Source organism: Chryseobacterium sp. CH25 (assembly GCF_004119455.1).
Taxonomy (GTDB): Bacteria; Bacteroidota; Bacteroidia; order Flavobacteriales; family Weeksellaceae; genus Chryseobacterium.
Window position 1 is genome coordinate 493,334 of the sequence record NZ_NRQT01000002.1, and the last position, 17,963, is coordinate 511,296.

The 17,963-nt window shown below is 36.9% G+C and carries 12 protein-coding genes; 2 read left to right on the forward strand and 10 right to left on the reverse strand.

The window, feature by feature from the left end; translation table 11 throughout:
* Window positions 1-99: 99 nt before the first annotated feature.
* The 7 genes from BOQ64_RS07620 to BOQ64_RS07650 all read right to left on the reverse strand — a co-directional run bounded on the left by BOQ64_RS07620 (window position 100) and on the right by BOQ64_RS07650 (window position 9,656).
* A complete protein-coding gene (locus tag BOQ64_RS07620) occupies window positions 100-1,248 on the reverse strand; it encodes a cytochrome-c peroxidase (protein WP_129054691.1) in 1,149 nt (382 codons plus the stop codon).
* Between the two features lie 2 nt (window positions 1,249-1,250).
* The gene (locus BOQ64_RS07625; protein WP_129059675.1) at window positions 1,251-2,774 is read right to left on the reverse strand and encodes a DUF6850 family outer membrane beta-barrel protein; all 1,524 of its coding nucleotides are present in this window, start codon (window positions 2,772-2,774) and stop codon (window positions 1,251-1,253) included.
* A gap of 28 nt (window positions 2,775-2,802) precedes the next feature.
* Complete coding sequence (locus BOQ64_RS07630) at window positions 2,803-4,026, reverse strand: DUF4876 domain-containing protein (protein WP_129054695.1); 1,224 nt, start codon at window positions 4,024-4,026, stop codon at window positions 2,803-2,805.
* A 19-nt stretch (window positions 4,027-4,045) separates the two neighbouring features.
* Window positions 4,046-6,799 (reverse strand): TonB-dependent receptor, encoded by a 2,754-nt coding sequence (locus BOQ64_RS07635; RefSeq protein WP_129059676.1) that lies wholly within the window; start codon window positions 6,797-6,799, stop codon window positions 4,046-4,048.
* A gap of 139 nt (window positions 6,800-6,938) precedes the next feature.
* Window positions 6,939-7,952, reverse strand: coding sequence for a UDP-N-acetylmuramate dehydrogenase (gene murB, locus BOQ64_RS07640; protein ID WP_129054701.1), 1,014 nt, complete (start codon window positions 7,950-7,952; stop codon window positions 6,939-6,941).
* Between the two features lie 3 nt (window positions 7,953-7,955).
* Window positions 7,956-8,285, reverse strand: coding sequence for a hypothetical protein (locus tag BOQ64_RS07645; protein ID WP_129054702.1), 330 nt, complete (start codon window positions 8,283-8,285; stop codon window positions 7,956-7,958).
* Between the two features lie 165 nt (window positions 8,286-8,450).
* Window positions 8,451-9,656, reverse strand: a complete 1,206-nt coding sequence (locus BOQ64_RS07650) for a pyridoxal phosphate-dependent aminotransferase (RefSeq protein ID WP_129054705.1) — start codon at window positions 9,654-9,656, stop codon at window positions 8,451-8,453.
* A 214-nt stretch (window positions 9,657-9,870) separates the two neighbouring features.
* On the opposite strand from BOQ64_RS07650, the gene BOQ64_RS07655 reads away from it, so the two are divergent.
* Together BOQ64_RS07655 and BOQ64_RS07660 are read left to right on the forward strand one after the other, a co-directional pair.
* Window positions 9,871-11,664, forward strand: coding sequence for a T9SS type A sorting domain-containing protein (locus BOQ64_RS07655; RefSeq protein ID WP_129054707.1), 1,794 nt, complete (start codon window positions 9,871-9,873; stop codon window positions 11,662-11,664).
* 108 nt (window positions 11,665-11,772) lie between these two features.
* Window positions 11,773-12,228 carry a DUF1801 domain-containing protein gene (locus BOQ64_RS07660; protein ID WP_129054709.1) on the forward strand — a complete coding sequence of 152 codons (456 nt, stop codon included), beginning with the start codon at window positions 11,773-11,775 and terminating at the stop codon, window positions 12,226-12,228.
* A gap of 204 nt (window positions 12,229-12,432) precedes the next feature.
* On the opposite strand, the gene BOQ64_RS07665 is transcribed toward BOQ64_RS07660, so the two are convergent.
* Genes BOQ64_RS07665 through BOQ64_RS07675 form a run of 3 tightly spaced genes read right to left on the reverse strand, consistent with a single transcriptional unit; the run spans window position 12,433 to window position 17,916 of the window.
* Window positions 12,433-13,692: a TolC family protein gene (locus BOQ64_RS07665; RefSeq protein ID WP_228448263.1), complete on the reverse strand. Its 1,260-nt coding sequence runs from the start codon at window positions 13,690-13,692 to the stop codon at window positions 12,433-12,435.
* Window positions 13,682-16,777 carry an efflux RND transporter permease subunit gene (locus tag BOQ64_RS07670; RefSeq protein ID WP_129054713.1) on the reverse strand — a complete coding sequence of 1,032 codons (3,096 nt, stop codon included), beginning with the start codon at window positions 16,775-16,777 and terminating at the stop codon, window positions 13,682-13,684. Before BOQ64_RS07670 ends, BOQ64_RS07665 begins: the two co-directional genes overlap by 11 nt.
* Window positions 16,778-16,818: 41 nt before the next feature.
* Window positions 16,819-17,916 (reverse strand): efflux RND transporter periplasmic adaptor subunit, encoded by a 1,098-nt coding sequence (locus BOQ64_RS07675; protein WP_129054715.1) that lies wholly within the window; start codon window positions 17,914-17,916, stop codon window positions 16,819-16,821.
* Window positions 17,917-17,963 lie beyond the last annotated feature (47 nt).

A 17,963-nucleotide genomic window follows, 5' to 3' on the forward strand; every position in this document is an offset into this window, starting at 1 on the left:
TCAGAAGATATAGATTGTTGTGAAATCTAAATTGGTGGGAGAAATCCTTGAAAACTTCAAACTCCCATACAAAAATATCCGGCAAATGCCGGATACATTTTATTCTACAGGAAATTCTGGTCGTCTCATTTTATATTTTGTTCCTGAAAGAGCTTCAAGGAAAGAAACTAAAGCTTTTTTTTCTTCTTTTGTAAGATTTAAAGGTTTTAAAAGTGGATCTGTTACAGGATATAATGGATCTTTCTGTTTAGCTTCAGGAGATGGATCTATCATATGCATTCCACTGTTGTATATATTGACGATACCTTCCAACTCTCCAAAAAAACCATTATGCATCCATGGCTGGGTGAGCATTAGGTCTCTTAATTGTGGGGTTCTGAATTTTCCCACATCTTCAGCTTTTTTGGTGATATTATACAACCCCAGATCTTCAAATTTTCTTTTGTAATAAGTAAGTCCAATATTATGAAAAGATTCGTCTGTAAGATATTGTCCGCTATGACAGTTCATACAGCGTGCCTTTGTTCTGAAAATGTGCATCCCATAGATTTCTTCATCAGATAAGGCATTGTATTTTCCTTCCAGAAATTTATCAAAACGGCTTGGCTGGCTTTTAATAGTTTTTTGAAAGTCTGCAATGGCCTTTACAATTCTGTCATAGGTTACATTTTCATCACCATAGGCATTTTTGAAAAGAGGCTTATATCCCTTTATGGATTGTATTTTTGAGGGTAATGCTTTGACATCCATTGCCATTTCATGATGTGCTCCGAGTGGTCCTGCAGCCTGTTCTTCGAGAGTCTTTGCTCTGCCATCCCAGAAAAAGATCTGCCTCTCTGCAATATTATAAAGAGATTGTGTATTTCTGTTTCCCAGAAGGTGATTATTTCCTAATGCTACCTGTCTTCGGTCTGACCAACCCATTTCAGGATCATGACATGAGCTGCATGAAATTTGGCTGGACTGGGATAATTTGGGATCAAAGAATAGCATTTTCCCAAGAATAACAGTAGGCTTGTCCTGATTTACAAAAAATGCAGAGTCTTTTTTAATAGGAGAGAATTCTTTCCATTGTACTCCATAATCAATATCCGGTTTGGGCCATTCTGCAATTGCCTTTTTATAACTCTTTACAATATCTTCAATGGTAGGATCCTGAAGGTCCAGTAAATCCCGATTGACCTTAGGTGTAAAGCTTAATAAAGTGAGTACAATACCACCTAATCCCCAATATACTAGTTTTTTCATGTTTAAAACGTTATCCCTATGCTTGCACCTACAAAATTATTATTATTTTTCTGGACTTTTTGGGTCTGGTATTGCGCGCTTACAAAGAATGCAGGCAGTTTATCCAGTTTAAAATCATATCTTACCGAGGCTCCTAATGTTGTAATATCACTAGCCTGGAAGATATAGTCCTGAAGTACCCATTCATCAACAGCCGCATTTCCTGTGGTGTTTAAAGCATTGATGGATTGGTTCACTATTCTTTTATTGAAATAAGGTTGGAATGTAAATGCCTGGTTATTGTTAATCTGTTGTTTGTAATCAGCATTAAGCCCGAAATAGGAGTATGTGAATTTCTGTCCTGAGTTTGGGTAAAGTCTACGTTCTTTTATTTCTTCATACCCCAAGAAAGGAACTGCTGTAATTGAGAAATTCTCCTGGTTGTACTGATAAAAACCTTTAAGAGAGGCTGTGTAATTTTCTCTGCGATAAGCTTCTCTTTTGAAGATTTGGGTCATTATCGCGGTATTCATAGAATAGCCATATTCAGAGCCTGTTTTTCGGGATGTAACATATCCTGCTGATAAACCAACGCGGTGTTTATCATTAATATTAAAGAACTTTGCTCCTTCCAATTCAAACTTTTCATTTTTCAGATCAGAAATGTTATGGTTTTCGTTGGAATTATCATTGTAACTTTTAATATTGCTGGATTTTCCCATTGAAGCCTGAAGGTAGAAATCTCTTCCTTGTTGGTTGGAAATTTGAATTCCTCCTTTATAAGCAAATTCTTCGAAAGTATTGGCCGGGCGAGTTCCTCCATTAAACAAATAATTAGAGAAGCCAAGTCCTGACATGAGATATACATAAGGTCTGCCCAAAAGGCTTTGAAACTGGATTGAATTATTTTGAGTGTATTTATTAAATTCACCAAAAACTCCAACTTCATACTCTCTGAAGACTTGGTAGTTTACACCAGCATTTATCTTTAGATCTGAAGTTGTGCTTTTCATCCTCGGATCTTTTGAACGGTATCCCATCTGTGCAGAATAACTTACCTGTCCGGCAACGGTCCAACGGTTTATTTTTTCAAGATATCCTCCGGCAAACTGATATCGTTCCAGATTTAATTTTCCGCCAACGGAATCTGAAGTAATATAAGGTGCAATACGGTCATAATCTAACGTTTCGTTCCAATTGACGATGCTGGTTTTTAAGTTCTGATAACTTGCGCTTCCCCATACAAAACGGTTAGGCTTTAGCTTTTGAAAAGATTTCGCTTTTATTGTCAGTCCTTTATTTCCATTTCCCAGTTGTTGACGGTAAATGTTATCTTTATTATCATGATAACCGACGCTAAATTCTGAAAATGAAGAATTACTATAACCCGACATGGATGCCGGGTTATAATAAAATGTATTTTTAAAATCTCTTTCCTGATTATATTGATTATTGAGCTTTTTGAAAAGGCTTAGGCTATCCTGAGCCTTTGTACTTAAAGAAACCCCAATCAATAATAAGCAGAAAAATGTTTTTGTTTGTAACATAATTTACTGTTGAATATCGAACGGTATTTTAGTGAACAATACCGTCTTTTAAACTTGGTTGAGCGTCTTTCACGAAGTCATTAGATGAGTTATTGGTATCCAGATAAAGGTTTCTACCATTCGTCATCTGTCCGTTTACCTTACGTCTTACTGATTTTCCGAAACGGGTAGGGTCTTTATCAATAGTTCCTACAGAAGTCCATCCACCATCAATACTTGCAGAAGTTAATGTCTGGGCAAATTTTGAAGAAATACTGTTGTTTACCCCATCAATAATCCATGAATTAGGAATGGAATACGCTTTTTTTGCAGTAACTCCACCAGCACTGTTGATATAAGTATATTCATAGGTGTTTTTTTTCAGGAAGCTTTCTTCATTTTCATCGAATGGGAAACGTGCAATCACATAACTTTCAAAACCACGATCATGTAAAAAGAACATATTAAAGTTCATTTGTGAATAGATCACTTTTGCATTGGGAACAGAAGGGTTATCTACTTGTCCTAATGCAGGATTGTTAGAAGGGTATTCAAAGTTAGCATTGTGAAGGTCGTATGCTGTACTGGTTTGAGCTTTATGATTGATTGCGTTGTCTGCAATAACGATGAAATCTCCAGGCTGTACAGGGTATTGAGTACCAGAACCGGGAAGTACCATCACTGCTTTTACCGGGAATGATAAGTTAGCATTATATGGAGTAGGATTTTTATCTTCTACAGTCAGGAATTCAGATTGCCCAATGATTAGTTTGTCAGCATATAATACTTCCTTGGTATTATTGGTTAACTTAAAATAACGGCTTGAGTTATAGTTTTTACCCTCAACTGTTTTAACTCCTGTAAAGAAAACTTCTTCAATGATAAAGTCATCATGGAATTTTTTAATAATGATTGGAATATTAAGTTTGGTAGCAGATAAAGCAACGTCGGTTTGAGCCATAGCTCCGGCTGATACTTCTTCATTACCGGAAATAACAGCACCATTTACTGTAATTTTGTAAGAACCATAGTCCAAAGGCAAAGAATATGTATTGACATTTTTAATGCTTTCTCTTATTACAGTGCCGGTATTTACTTCCCTGATCTCAATATCTAAACTTTTATAAGTTGAGATATTTTCACCAGAGAAATTTAATGTTAAAACTCCTTTTTGAGTAGTAGTAGTTCCGAAATCATCACTAGTACATGATGTTACTGTAAATGTTGTGGCCATCATAGCGGCTAAACTTAGTAGTAAAACTCTTTTTTTCATGATATTTTTTTGATATATATTAAAAATTGTAGTTCAATTCCATTCCGAAATACGGAGTATTGGTTCCTTTTCTGTACACTTTTACATTGTTGAAAGTATAAGGGGCACTATAATTGAAAAGTCTGTTGACAAATAATGAGGTACGTAGTGCTTTATAAATACTTTTGGTCACTTTAATATTTCCTACCATAGTAAAGGTGTAAAGCCTATCCAGATTATCAGAAACAGAAACGCTTCTTACCAGCCATTGTTTATAAGTGTCAGTTCTGTCTGCTTCTGTAAAAGGATGTACTACACCATCTATTCCGTAATAGGAAATAGGTTCAGCAATTCTTCTGTCGTTCCTGCTATGATCGTATAAACTTCCTTGTATAGAAGCCGAGATAATCATATCCAGACTTGGAAGATAGGTGTCTATAAGAAGGTTGTAATTTATATTAGAATTCACATAACCGTAATCAGATTGATAGATTCCGTAATAAGGATAAGCTTCTGTTCCAATTGAAGCATTGGGTCTATCGATAATAGGTGTAGAATTTCTGTACTGGGTTTTGAACCATGCTCCGGTGAAAGTAAATCTGGTGTTAATTGCTTTGATTCTTGGAGAAGTATAACCAAATTCAATTCCTTGTTTTAATGTTTCACTCCCATTTTCTGTAGTTGTGTATTGGGCAAAAACATTTTTAACATCATAAGGAACGTTTGTTAAATCTGGTCCGTTAGGTGTCCATTGGGTTATATCTACTTGAGTGTTATCATATTGCTTATAACTGTGAACAGTAGTTTGGTCCATATTTCGGAAACCATTGTTCATATTTTCTTTAAAATAAGTGATAAAGAATTCATTATTTCTGTAAGCTAGATCTAAACGAATTTCCTTTTTAATACTTTTTGCTGCCTGAAGTTCTTTATTTTCCTTTGATTGTATGTAGGTCATAAAGTTGACATATCGATACTGTTCATCATTATGATAGTAATTCAGCTGAGTATAATCCCAATATTCCTTGTTAGGATAAAGCATCAATAGAGTAAGCTGCTTGTAGAAAAGACCATATCCTAAGGTAACATCTGTTTTTAAAGGATAGCCATTAATCATGAGATGAGGAAGGTTGTATTGTAAATTTAATCTCGGTTCAGCAAAAACTTTTTTACTGATCGCATAAGAATTGTCAATCCCCAGATTTTTTGATAATCTCAATCCTGCATACAAGGTGAATTTATGCTGATTAAGAGCGTAGCTCATTTGGTCGCCGAAGAAAGCTGCTAATAAGCTGGAGGCGGGAATATCATTGTAAGGTCTTGGCCTTGCTATTCTTGAATTGGCAGAAGGAGGCGTTTTCATATCATATTGCATCCCTTTACCATTATTTTTTGAATACCTCCAATCAAGCCCCGCTTCATATTGATGAGTAATTCCGAATGTTTTCTTTGTTCCGTTTGCCTGGAAGAAAGCCGTGATATCCAAAGGTTTTCCTTCTGTAGAAAATTCTGTGATATAGCGTAGATTCGGAAAATACCCTACATTTTCTCCCTGTTCTGTTGCCAATGAAAATGAACGGGGACCGGATAACTGAATCAGTTTTATCTGTTCTAATTTTTCAAATCCCTGACGGAGAGCCGTATTTAAAGCAAGTTTATTGAAAAAAGAATTTTTATCCAGCTGATAAATGAAGTTATTCGTTATGCTGATTCTTTTATTATTGGATTCATATTTATCAGTTGAAGGATAACCATTATCCGGATCATATTTTTTATTGTCGATATTAGTGGAAAAATCAATAGTAGACTTCCATTCTAAAGGTCTTGACCATAGCGTGGAGATTTTTTTTGATCGGATAGATGCTGTGATACGCTGATAAGTTTCAAAATCATCAGTAGGATTTGATTTTGAATCCAGAAAATCTGCACTTGCACTCAGCTGCCATTTATCATTGATCTTAAAACCTTTGCTCAGGTAATATTGTTTACTGAATCCATCAGCCTTGAATCTTGCCTGTAAGGGGGACGCTTTTATTCTGCGTTCAATTTTTATCAATCCTGAAGTAAGATCTCCATATGCTGCTGAAGGAATTCCTCTGATAATTTCTACTTTTTCAATATCGTTGGTGGAAATGGTTCTCATATCAACCCCTGAAGAGGTGGTCTCTCTATACTTTGGACTATCTAAAAACTGTCTGTTATCTACAGAAACCTGCATATCAGCATTAGTATTGATGATGTTGTCATCAATCATAAACTGTACTCCAAGAGATGAAGTGTTGTATTTATCACCCACATAATCTCCGGTGTTCTCACGGAGAGTAGCTTTATTGGTTGTGTTTAAAAAAGGTGCTTTTGAAAGTCCGCCGGGAAGAAGTTCCATCAGATCTGTAAAACTGGAAGGCTGTAAATGTTGCATAGCCTGTCTGTCTATAACAGATTTAGTAGTTAAACCTTTACCTTCCTTGGAAAATATTACTACTTCTTCCAGTTTATTAATAGGCTGAAGCTGGATGGTGATGTTTTGTGATGAGGTAAGAACGATATTCAGTTCCTTTTCCTGAAAGTTAGGATGAAGAACTTTTACATGATATTTACCATTAGGAATAGAAATGTTCGTATGACCATTTTTATCGGTAACTAAAGAGTTTTGATTGATGGTAACAGAAGCGCCACCTAATTCTTTATTGTTTTCATCAAATACAGTGATATTCAGTTGTGATTTTTCAGTTTGCGCCTGTACAAACTGTGTACAGAAAATGAAAAAGAAAACAAAAAGTAAAGATCTAGTCATTTTTATTTATTCTAAATAAGCAGGTCGCAAAATTATAAAATATAATAATGCTAGCCAATGATTATTTAGAATAATTTAAAATAAGAAAACAAAATTCCGGAAAATACCCGGAATTCTGTTATATAATCTAAAGCGAATGTTATATAATATTCACTTCTCGCTCGAGTTCTATGCCGAATTTTTCTTTAACGGAGTTGATAATTTCAGTGGAGAAGTCAAAAATTTCTTTTCCTGTTGCTTCTCCTGTTGCATTGACGATAACCAATGACTGAAGTTTGTGAGAAGCTACATTTCCGATCTGTTTACCTTTCCATCCACACTGCTCAATAAGCCATCCTGCAGGAACTTTTACCATATTTCCATTAGGATATCCCTGAATATTTTCGAACTTCTGCTTTAACGCTTCAAACTGAGCCAAAGGAATAGTCGGATTTTTGAAAAAGCTTCCTGCATTTCCAATTTGCTTAGGATCCGGAAGTTTGCTTTGTCTGATATTAATCACAGCTTTGGAAACATCCTGAATCGTAGGATGCGTAATTCCAAGATTTTCAAGCTCAGATTTAATAGCACCATATTCTGTTTTGATGTGGTGATCTTTTTGAGTTAGCTTAAAAGTAACTTCTAAAATAACATATCTTCCTTTTCCTTCCTGCTTGAAAATAGAATCTCTGTAACCAAACCTGCATTCTTCAAGACCAAAGGTTTTAAGCTCAAGATTTTCCAGATCCAATACCTGGCAGCTCACAAATACATCTTTTATTTCTGTTCCATAGGCTCCGATATTCTGCATAGGAGACGTTCCTACATTTCCGGGAATTAAAGAAAGATTTTCTAATCCGCCGTAATTTTTATTCAGACAGTACATTACGAATTCATGCCAGTTTTCACCTGCTTTTGCGGTAACCAGAATTTCATTTTCATTGAGATTCTGCTCCGTAATGCCTTTAAAATTAAGCTTAATGGCAAGGCCGTTAAAATCTTTTGTCAACAGAATATTACTTCCGCCTCCTAAAAATAAAAGAGGTAAAGTGTTTTCTTTTGAGAAGCTAAGAGCTTCTTTTAACTTTTCGATGTTATTAACTTCTGTAAAATATTTTGCTTTGGCATCAACACCGAATGTATTGTAAGGCTTTAAGGAAAAATTTTCTTGCATGTTTTATTTGTATTCTTTAGGAAGAATTTTGTCTAGTTGTTCTTTAAGCTGTTGAAGCTGTGTGTAATGTTCCGGATCGGCAAAAGAGTTAACGTAGATATGTGACTTCTTAGGAGTGCGTATCTGAAAAGTTTCATCAATTCCGTCTACAGACTGTTGGCTTGGTGAACTTTTTATTTTGTCAAGATCTTTAACATTAATAGAGGAGATGAGCTGCTTCCATGTATCTGTATTGATTGCTGAAGCCCATTCCTGATGAGTTTTGTTGGCAGTAGCACCTTTTTCTGCAAAAACAGAATCTTTGGTAGCTTTAATAATCCTGTATTCACCCATAGTACCCCCTATATGAGATAACCTGATAAGCGTTATTTCATTGGGATTTTTAGATGGTACAGGTTGTGATGTTTTTTTTGAATCACAGGAAAAAATGCCGACAGCAAAAAGATCGGAAATATGAGTTTCAGATATGCAATTTTTGTTGTCGGCATCATTTATAATTTACAGGCTGAATTCTTCTCTGTACTTTTTTAAAGCTTCTTTCAGAATTTCAGCACTTCTTTTAAGATCTTCTTCTTTCAGTACATAAGCAATTCTTACCTGCTTTTTACCTAATTCAGGGTTACTGTAGAAACCTCCGGCAGGAGCTACCATGATTGTTTCATTGTTAAGAGAATAAGACTCAAGCAACCATTGTGCAAATTTTTCAGTATCATCCACAGGAAGTTCAGCTACACAGTAGAATGCTCCTCTAGGCTTAGGGCATATTACTCCCGGAATAGCATTTAAAAGGTCTACTAAAACATTTCTTCTGTGGGTATATTCTTCTCTTACTGCTCTGATATAAGCTCCGTCATTCTGGTGAGCCGCTGTAGCTGCAATCTGTCCTAAAAGAACCGGGCTTAATCTTGCCTGTGCAAAAAGCATAGCTGCGTTACGGATTTTCTGAGAACGGGTAACCATACATCCGATTCTTACTCCGCACATAGAATAACGTTTAGATTCGGAATCAATAACGATACAGTTTTCCTTAAGCTTAGGGAAATCAAGGATAGAAACCTGTTGTTTTCCATCGTATACGTATTCTCTGTATACTTCATCAGAGATAATTACGATATCATATTTTAAAGCAATCTCAGCAAGTTTCTGAAGTTCCTCACGAGTGTAAAGGTACCCTGTTGGGTTACCTGGGTTACAAATAATGATTGCTCTGGTTTTTTCTGTAATCTTTTTTTCAAATTCTTCAATTGGTGGCAGGGCAAAACCTGTATCAATAGTAGATGGAACTGCTACTACATTTACATCGAATGTACTGGTGAATCCATTATAGTTAGCATAATAAGGTTCAGGAATGATTACTTCATCTCCATCATCACACAAAGTTGAAATAGCAAAGTTTAACGCTTCAGAACCACCATTGGTAACAATAAAGTTATCCGGTGTAAGATCTGAAAAACCTAAAGAGTGGTAATATTCTGTAAGGGCTTTTCTGTAGTCTAAGTTACCTTCAGAAAGTGCATATTCCAATACTTTAAGATCAATGTTCTTTAAAGCATTTAATGCTGTTTCCGGAGTTTCAATATCAGGCTGTCCGATATTAAGGTGATATACTTTTATTCCTTTCTGTTTTGCTTGTAATGCAAAGGGAACCAGTTTTCTTACCGGCGATGGCGGCATATGCAGTGCTCTGTTTGAAATATTCGGCATTGTTCAAAAATTTGTATGACAAAAATAGGATTTAATTTCCCAATAATAAAATTAAGAATAAGAAGAAACGGCTCATCATCTGCTTTGAAGGTTGATAATTTTAAAATTTAAACTATTGATATTATCTTTATTTTTAATATTATTTATTTATTTGTTAAAAATAATCTTTATTTATTATTGTTTTTTCTTAAATTACCGCCCAAATGTAAATAAAATGACAATAAATTTATTTTTTAAAGCTTTTCCTGCTGTTGCGCTTCTTTCAGCATCAGCGATGGTAGCTCAAAATTTTCAAAAGATGCCAATTACTTCCGGGTTTACGGCAGATGTAATTGCAAATGGAGTAGGATCCTCTTCTGTGTCTACTACAACAGATGTTGATGGAGTATCTTTTGCTTTTGTTGCAAGAGATTTTAAACTTACCTCTACAAGCACCGCTCTTACTTACGGAATTCCTGCGGATGGTATCATTAATTCTGTGGTAGCCTCTACACCGGGTTTAAGTTATCAACTGGGGGATTTAAGTGCTAATAATTCTTTAAAGCTTAATGCAACAGGAGATAGCGGAACTCTTGTATTTACTACACCAATGGCTGCTTTTAAGCTATATATGCTTTCAACAAGTGGCAGCGGAACGTCTGCGGTAAGTGCAACGGTAACTTTTACAGATAATTCAACTCAGACATTTTCTAATATCAGCCTTTCAGACTGGTATGGCGGTTCTAATTATGCTATTCAGGGAATTGGAAGAATTAATAGAGGAAACGATGTCTTAGAACCCAACAGTACCAATCCCAGATTGTATCAGACTGTACTGAACATTGATGCAGCCAATCAGGCTAAACCAATACAGAGCGTTACCATTTCAAAAACTTCCGGCTCTGGAATTCCTAATATTTTTGCTTTCTCAGCAGATGCTTATACAGACTGTATTGCTCCTACAACAGAAGCAGCAACCGGAGTTACTGCTAATACTGCTCAAATTTCATGGACAGTTCCGGCAAGCAACCAGACGACAAGTTATGATATTTATTACAGTCCCAACTCTGCAGTTCCTGCGAGTAATGTAAACCCTAATCATTCCAATGTTGTAGGTACTTCTTATGCACTTAGTAATTTATCCCCAAGTACAACTTATTATTACTGGGTAAGAGCTAACTGTAGTACAGCAACAAGTAAGAGTGCGTGGTCACTTGCTAAATCGTTTACAACACAGTGTGGGGCTATAGTGCCTTCTTATACTAATAATTTTGCAAGTTTTCCGGGATTATGCTGGGCGAATAACTTAACAGGCGGAGATCCGGGTACAGGGCCAACAGGTACTGGTACTTCTTATTGGGGATCGCGTAGTTTTTTAAACACATCAGCTAATGGGCCTTCTGCCTCTATGAATTTATATTCGTCAGATAGAACAGGGTGGCTTAAAACAGTAACTTTTAATCTCTCTGCAGGTGGCTATAAAGTGAAGTTTAATTACGGAGTAACTACCTATTCCGGTACTGGCTCTTCAGGTATGGATAGTGATGATGTTGTTCATTTCATGATTTCCAATGATGGTGGAACTACATGGACGATTCTGCAGACCTGGGATACAAATAATGCACCGTCTAATACCTCTAACCCATATACATTCGATCTTGCTAATTATATCGGTGCGAATACTGTTTTTGCATTTTATGGCAGTACAGGATCGCTGGATGAAGATTTGGATTATAATTTCTATGTGGATGATTTTACGGTTGAAAATACTCAGTTAAGTACTTCGGAAGTGAATAAACCAGCGAAAAAAGCGGTAGTTCATCCAAATCCATTCAAGGATATTCTGTACATTTCAGATACCAGAGATATTAAGTCAGTAGCGGTAACAGATACTGCAGGAAGAGTAGTGAAAACAGTTGAAGGTTCTGTGAATGAGCTTGATCTGAGCCGATTGAATTCCGGATTGTATTTTGTAACGCTATATTTTAAAGACGGATCTCATTCTACAGTAAAAACGATCAAAAAATAATTTTTTAGTGTAAATAAAGTTGAGTGGCGGTGCATTCTTGTATCGCTGCTTTTTTTATATCAATGAATAACTATTTTTGTTAACTTGACCACCTAAAACTCACTGAAAATGCAAATTATATCAAACTCACTGGAAGACTATCTTTCAAAGATTCCGGATGAAAGGCAAGAGCCGTTTAAGAAACTTTATGATATGATTAATAATAATCTACCTAAAGGTTTTGAAGAAATTTCCAATTACGGGATGTTAGGCTGGGCAGTTCCTTTGAAAACCTATCCTGCAGGGTATCATTGTGCTCCGGGAACTCCTTTGCCTTTTATTAATCTGGCCTCACAAAAAAACTTTATTGCACTGTATCATATGGGACTGTATTCCAGACCGGAGCTGTTGAATTGGTTTGTGGCAGAATTTCCTAAATACTCCAAGAAAAAACTGGATATGGGAAAATCCTGTGTACGTTTTAAGAAACCAGAAGATATTCCTTTTGAGCTGATCGCAGAACTGAGTCAGAAAATGACTGTAGAGGATTGGATTGGTATTTATGAATCTCAGTATAAGAAATAGTAAAAGCCCTGAATCAATTAGATTGCAGGGCAGTTTTTTAGGATGGAAGCCGGAAGAGGAAGGCTGGAAGTTAGTGTTGTGTTTTTGATAACTTATAGTTTGTTATTAAAAATATTCACATTTTAAAAGGTTAATTAATAGGTGTTCCAGTAATTTTATGACGAGTATAAATTTCCTTCTTCCAGCTTCTGGCTCCCCTTCTTTTTAAAAATCAATATCCCAGATTCCGGCTTTGCGCTCAAGTTCAATTAAAGCAGAAGCATTATCTGCCAGCAACTGGAAATAATTCTGACGAAGTTCATTATAGGTTCTCTGGGCATTAAGCACTTCTAAAATAGAACTTTCTCCACGCTGATAACTGTAAGTAATTCCTTTCAGAATGCTTTCCGCTTCTTTTAACATTCCGTTATCGAACTGCTGCAACTGTTTTTGAGCAGAAGTATACTGTTGGTAAGCCTGAGTAACTTCCATCCTGATACTGTTTTCAATTTGTCGATATTCTGTTTCTGCTTGAGAGTGGCCCATTTCGGCAATTTTAAGATCAGCATTCCGACGATTGGAAAATTTCAAAGGAACACTGATTCCCAATTTTACAGTATTGACAGCAGGTGAAGGGGCAATTTCATTATTGGCCACAGTATTATGTCCTGCTCCGGCACTCAACCCTAAATCTATTGCACGATTAGCCTTCTCAAGTTTAACACGGCTTGCCGCAGTATTGATATTCTGTTTGGAAGCTAAAAGGTCTGCTCTTTGGTTAAAAGCCTGTGTGATGAGGTCATTTAAAGCAAAAGTTCTGTTGAAGGTATTGAGATCTCCGGTTACTTCTTTGCCGGTACTGTCGCTTCCCATAAAATCAGATAGCGCAGTGATGGATTGTTGCCGATTTCCTTCAAGTTGATACACTTCATTTAATAAAGAAAATGCTTCCAGGCGGCTTTGCTGAGACGTTACTTTGGAAATATCACCTAATTTGTATCGGATACTGTCAGATTTAGCCAATTTGAGCATACTCTGATAAGACTCTTTCTGAACATTCAGCAATGCTTTTGATTTTAAAGCATCAATATAACCTAAAGTAGCATCAGCAAGAAGATTTCTCAGATAATCCTGTAATTGCAGTTTAGAATATTCTGCTTCATTTTTTGCAGTTTCTATTCTGGCTTTTCTTTTGCCACCCAACTCAAGTGTCCAGCTAACTGCCCCTTCCATGGTGTATCCCATATCTTTGGAAACCCCGTTGTTAGAGGTTTCCATTTCAATTTGAGGATCCGGGAAAATTCCTGCGGTGAGGATAGAGGCTTCAGCCATACTGACATTGTATTTCTGTGCAGCAAGACCAAGGTTTTTATCCTTCACATAATTCAGGTATTCGTTGAAGTAAATAGGTTCCTGCTCTGTCTGGCCTTTGATGAATATACCGGTAACGGTACATACTATTATGATTAAAAAATTAGATTTCATGAGAGGTTGCATTTTGTTTGTCGAAACGGTATTCAGCTAAATAATAAATGGCAGGAAGTACAAACAAGGTAAGGAATGTTGAAAACATCAATCCATACACAATTACGGTAGCCAAAGGTCTCTGTACATCTGATCCGATACCTGTTGCAAGAGAAGCAGGCAATAATCCGATGATCGCTACGGAGGCGGTCATCAATACAGGCCTGAAACGGTCCTTTGCTCCCTGAATAACCGATGCTTTAAGCGGAATTCCACTTTTTCTTAAGGTATTGATATGGGAAACCATAATCACCCCGTTCTGAATAGCCACTCCGAATAAGGCAATAAAACCTACTGCAGAAGATACATTGAGAGACATTCCTCTAATGTTTAAGGCCAGCATTCCACCAAATAAAGCTAATGGAATAATACTCATTAAAACCAGTGCCTGTCTGAAGGTTCCGAATGCACCGTACAATAACAGGAACATCACTGCTAAAGCCAACGGGACAATAACTGCCAGTCTTGAATAAGCCCTGTTTTTATTTTCAAACTGTCCGCCCCATTTGATCTGGTATTTTTCATGGTCGTAACGGATGTTTTTTTCAATGCTTTTTTGAGCTTCGTTGAGGAATGAAGTCAAATCACGACCTCGTAGATTAAGCTTTACAGTAAGGTGTCTCTTGTTCATTTCTCTTGTGATCGTGCTTTCTCCGGTACTCAATTTTACTGAAGCAATCTGTGAAAGCGGAATTTTTGCTCCTGATGAAGAGGCCAGCATCAGATTTCCAATCTTTTCAGGAGTATTTCTGCTATTTTCAACGTAACGGCAGGAAATATCATACACTTTGTTACCAATGAAGATTTGAGAAACTGCTTTTCCACCAAGTGCCGTTTCAATAAGATCGGTAACGTCAGAAACATTTAAGCCATATTGTGCGATTTTATTTCTGTCAGCTATAATCTGTAGCTGAGGAAGTGGTGGTTCCTGGTCAATGGCAAGATCAGCAGAACCGGGAACAGTTTTTAAAAGGGAGAGAACATTTTCTGCAACCTGTCTTGTTCCGGCAAAGTCATCGCCATAAATTTTCACCACCAACTCACTGTGGGCACCTGATATTTTATCCATCACTCCGTCAATCATTGGCTGAGAGAAACCTACTGTAAAACCTGGCATATCTTTATAATCTTCTGCAAGTTCTTTGATGAGGTCTGCTTTTGTTTTTCCTGATGGCCATTCTTTATAAGGTTTTATCCCTACAGATACTTCAAAGTGGGAAGCTGTCCACGGATCGGTACCATCATCGTTCCGTCCAGCCTGTACCATAATATAAGTTACTTCTGAATGTTTCATGGTTCTCATACGGAGAGAGTCACTCATTTCCTGTGCTTTTTTCAGAGAAATTCCGGGTGGAAGCTGTACTTGTAACCAGATAGAACCTTCATCAAGTTCAGGTAAGAAGTCTTTACCTACGCTGTAAGAAAGAATTCCTGCTCCCAATAATACAATTCCTGCAGGAATAAAGATCTTTTTAGGAGCAGACATGATTTTGTCAATTCCTTTTCCATAAGCGTTGCTTACTTTTTCGAGCCATCTGTTGTGATAAAGCTTTCTGGGTTTTCTGTAAATCATATAAGCCAGCCCGGGAATTAGCAGTAAAGCTACTGCCAGAGCTCCTAATAATGCGTAACCTACTGTAAATGCCATGGGAGTAAATAATTTTTTTTCAACCCTTTCAAATGCGAACAAAGGCAGGTAAGCTGTAATGATGATAATTCCTGAAAAGAATATCGGTTTCGCAATTTCAGTGGCTTTTTGAATGATTGTTTTCTCTTCCAGTTCTTTGTCGGGATGTTCCTCTCTCTGCCTTAAAATAGCTTCCAGCATTACGATGGAACCATCTACAATAATTCCGAAATCTATAGCTCCCAATGAAAGAAGGTTGGCCGGGATATTGGTGAAATGCATTAAAATGAAAGCAATAAGAAGTGAAAAAGGAATAGTAATCGCAGTTAAAAGAGCTCCCCGCCAGCTTCCAAGGAATACAATCATGATAATGATTACCAATACGATTCCTTCCGTTAAAGTATGGGAAACTGTAGTAAGAGTGGTTTTTACAAGATCAGTTCTGTCCAGGTAGGTATGAATTTTTACCCCTGCCGGAAGAATATTTTTGTTCAGTTCATCTACGGCTTCATGTACACCAATCAATACCTGAGAGGGATTCTGTCCTTTTAAAAGCAATACAATTCCGCCTACACTTTCATTATAGTTTCTGCTTCGGTCTGTAAATCCAAGGATTCCTTTATGTTCAAGGTTTCCATATTTTAAAGTTCCGATATCATTTAAAAAAACAGGAACTCCTTTTTCTGTTTTTACAACGGTTTTTCCAAGATCATCAAGGTTTTTAATCAATCCAATCCCACGGACAACGTATGCAAGATCTCCACGGGGAAGCATACTTCCACCCGCACTGGCATTGTTTTTACTGATGGTTTCGATAATTTCTGCAAGGGAAAGACCATATTGCTCCAGTTTATTGGGATCAAGCTCTATCTGAAACTGAGTGGTTATTCCTCCAAAATTGGTTACATCTGCAATTCCTGAAACCTGCTTTATTCTGGGAATAATCACGAAATTCTGAAGATCCGTAAGTTCTCTTAAGCTGAGATTGTCACTTTCAATTACATATCGGTAAATTTCTCCTACGGGCGAGGTTAAAGGATCTAATCCTGGCTGCGCCCCATAAGGCAGAGAAACTTCTGCCAGTCTTTCCTGGATACGCTGTCTTGCCCAATAATCATCAATGCCATCATCAAATACAATGGTAATCATGGAAAGTCCAAAAGTACTCTTGCTTCGCATGACGTGCATTCCCGGGATTCCATTAAGAGCTCTTTCTAGGGGAATGGTAATCTGTTGTTCTACTTCTTCGGCAGCGAGTCCCTGTACCTGGGTCACAACCTGTGATGTGGTGTCTGCAATATCCGGATAAGCTTCAACGGAAAGTTTAGTCCAAGAATAGTATCCAAAAAATCCTAATAATATAAAGAGGGCCAGTATAAGCCATTTTTTCTGTATGGAAACGGTTAATAACTTTTTCATAATCTAACTTTAATGGGAGTTTTTGCTTCCACATTCTACATTTATTTTACATCCAGCAGATAAATTCCTCCAGTGGTCATGATTTCATCTCCTGGTTTAAGCCCTGATGTGATCTTTACCGTTTTTTCAGAAGCTTCGGCAGTGGTTACATTACGCTTCATGAATTGGTTTCTTCCTGTTTTGATCCAGACGTATTGATTGTCATCTTTTTGCATCAGAGCAGAGGTTGGGATAATAATTGTGTTTTCAGAATCGGTGGAGTAGATGATGGTGGCAAACATGCCGGGCTTTAATGTTCTGTCGGGATTATCACATTGTATTAAAACCTTGATACTTCTTGTGGCTTCATCTACCCAGTCGTTGATATGGTATACTTTTCCGGTAATAGCTCTGTCTGGATAAGTATTAACTTTTACAGATACCTGATCTCCATTTTTAATGAACCGAAGATCCTTTTCTTTCACTTCTCCTGAAATCCAAACCTTGGAAAGTTCAGCAACAACCATCACAGGTTCTGCATCTTCACGGAGATACTGTCCGGTAACGATTTTGTTGGAAATAACTTCACCGGCAATAGGAGCTCTTACAATTAAACCGCCGGAGCCTTTCCCTTGGCTGTTATAAATTTTTAATGCTGTGGAGGCATTGGATAGGGAAATTTTTTTATTTCTGAATTCTGTTTCAGATTCTTCAAGTTCCTTTTGTATTCCCACACCATGTTTTACAAGGTCCTGTTGACGTTTGTATTTTTTTTCTGCAAGACCCGCTTCATTCAAGGCATCGGAATATTCTTTCTGTATATCCAGATACCCTGATGAAAGCACTTCAAAAAGAGGACTTCCAGCACTTACTTTCTGTCCGATATTAACAAATGCTTTTGTAACTCTTCCTGAAAATGGGCTTGCTATTTCTGCATAATTATTAGGAATGGCTTCTATGGTTCCTACAGAAGTAATATCATGATTGTATTCCTGATCGCTGACGGTTATGGTTTTAATTTTCTTTAAAACAGGACTGTTTTCAGGAATGATAACCTGATTATCCTTCAGGATGATTTCCTGTTCTGGAGTTTGTTGTGGAACATTGTCTTTGCAGGAGATTGCAAAAAGAATGATAATGCTTAAGATTATTCTTTTCATGATCTTAATAAAATTGAGTGCTGTTGCTGATTTTAGGTTTTGTATTG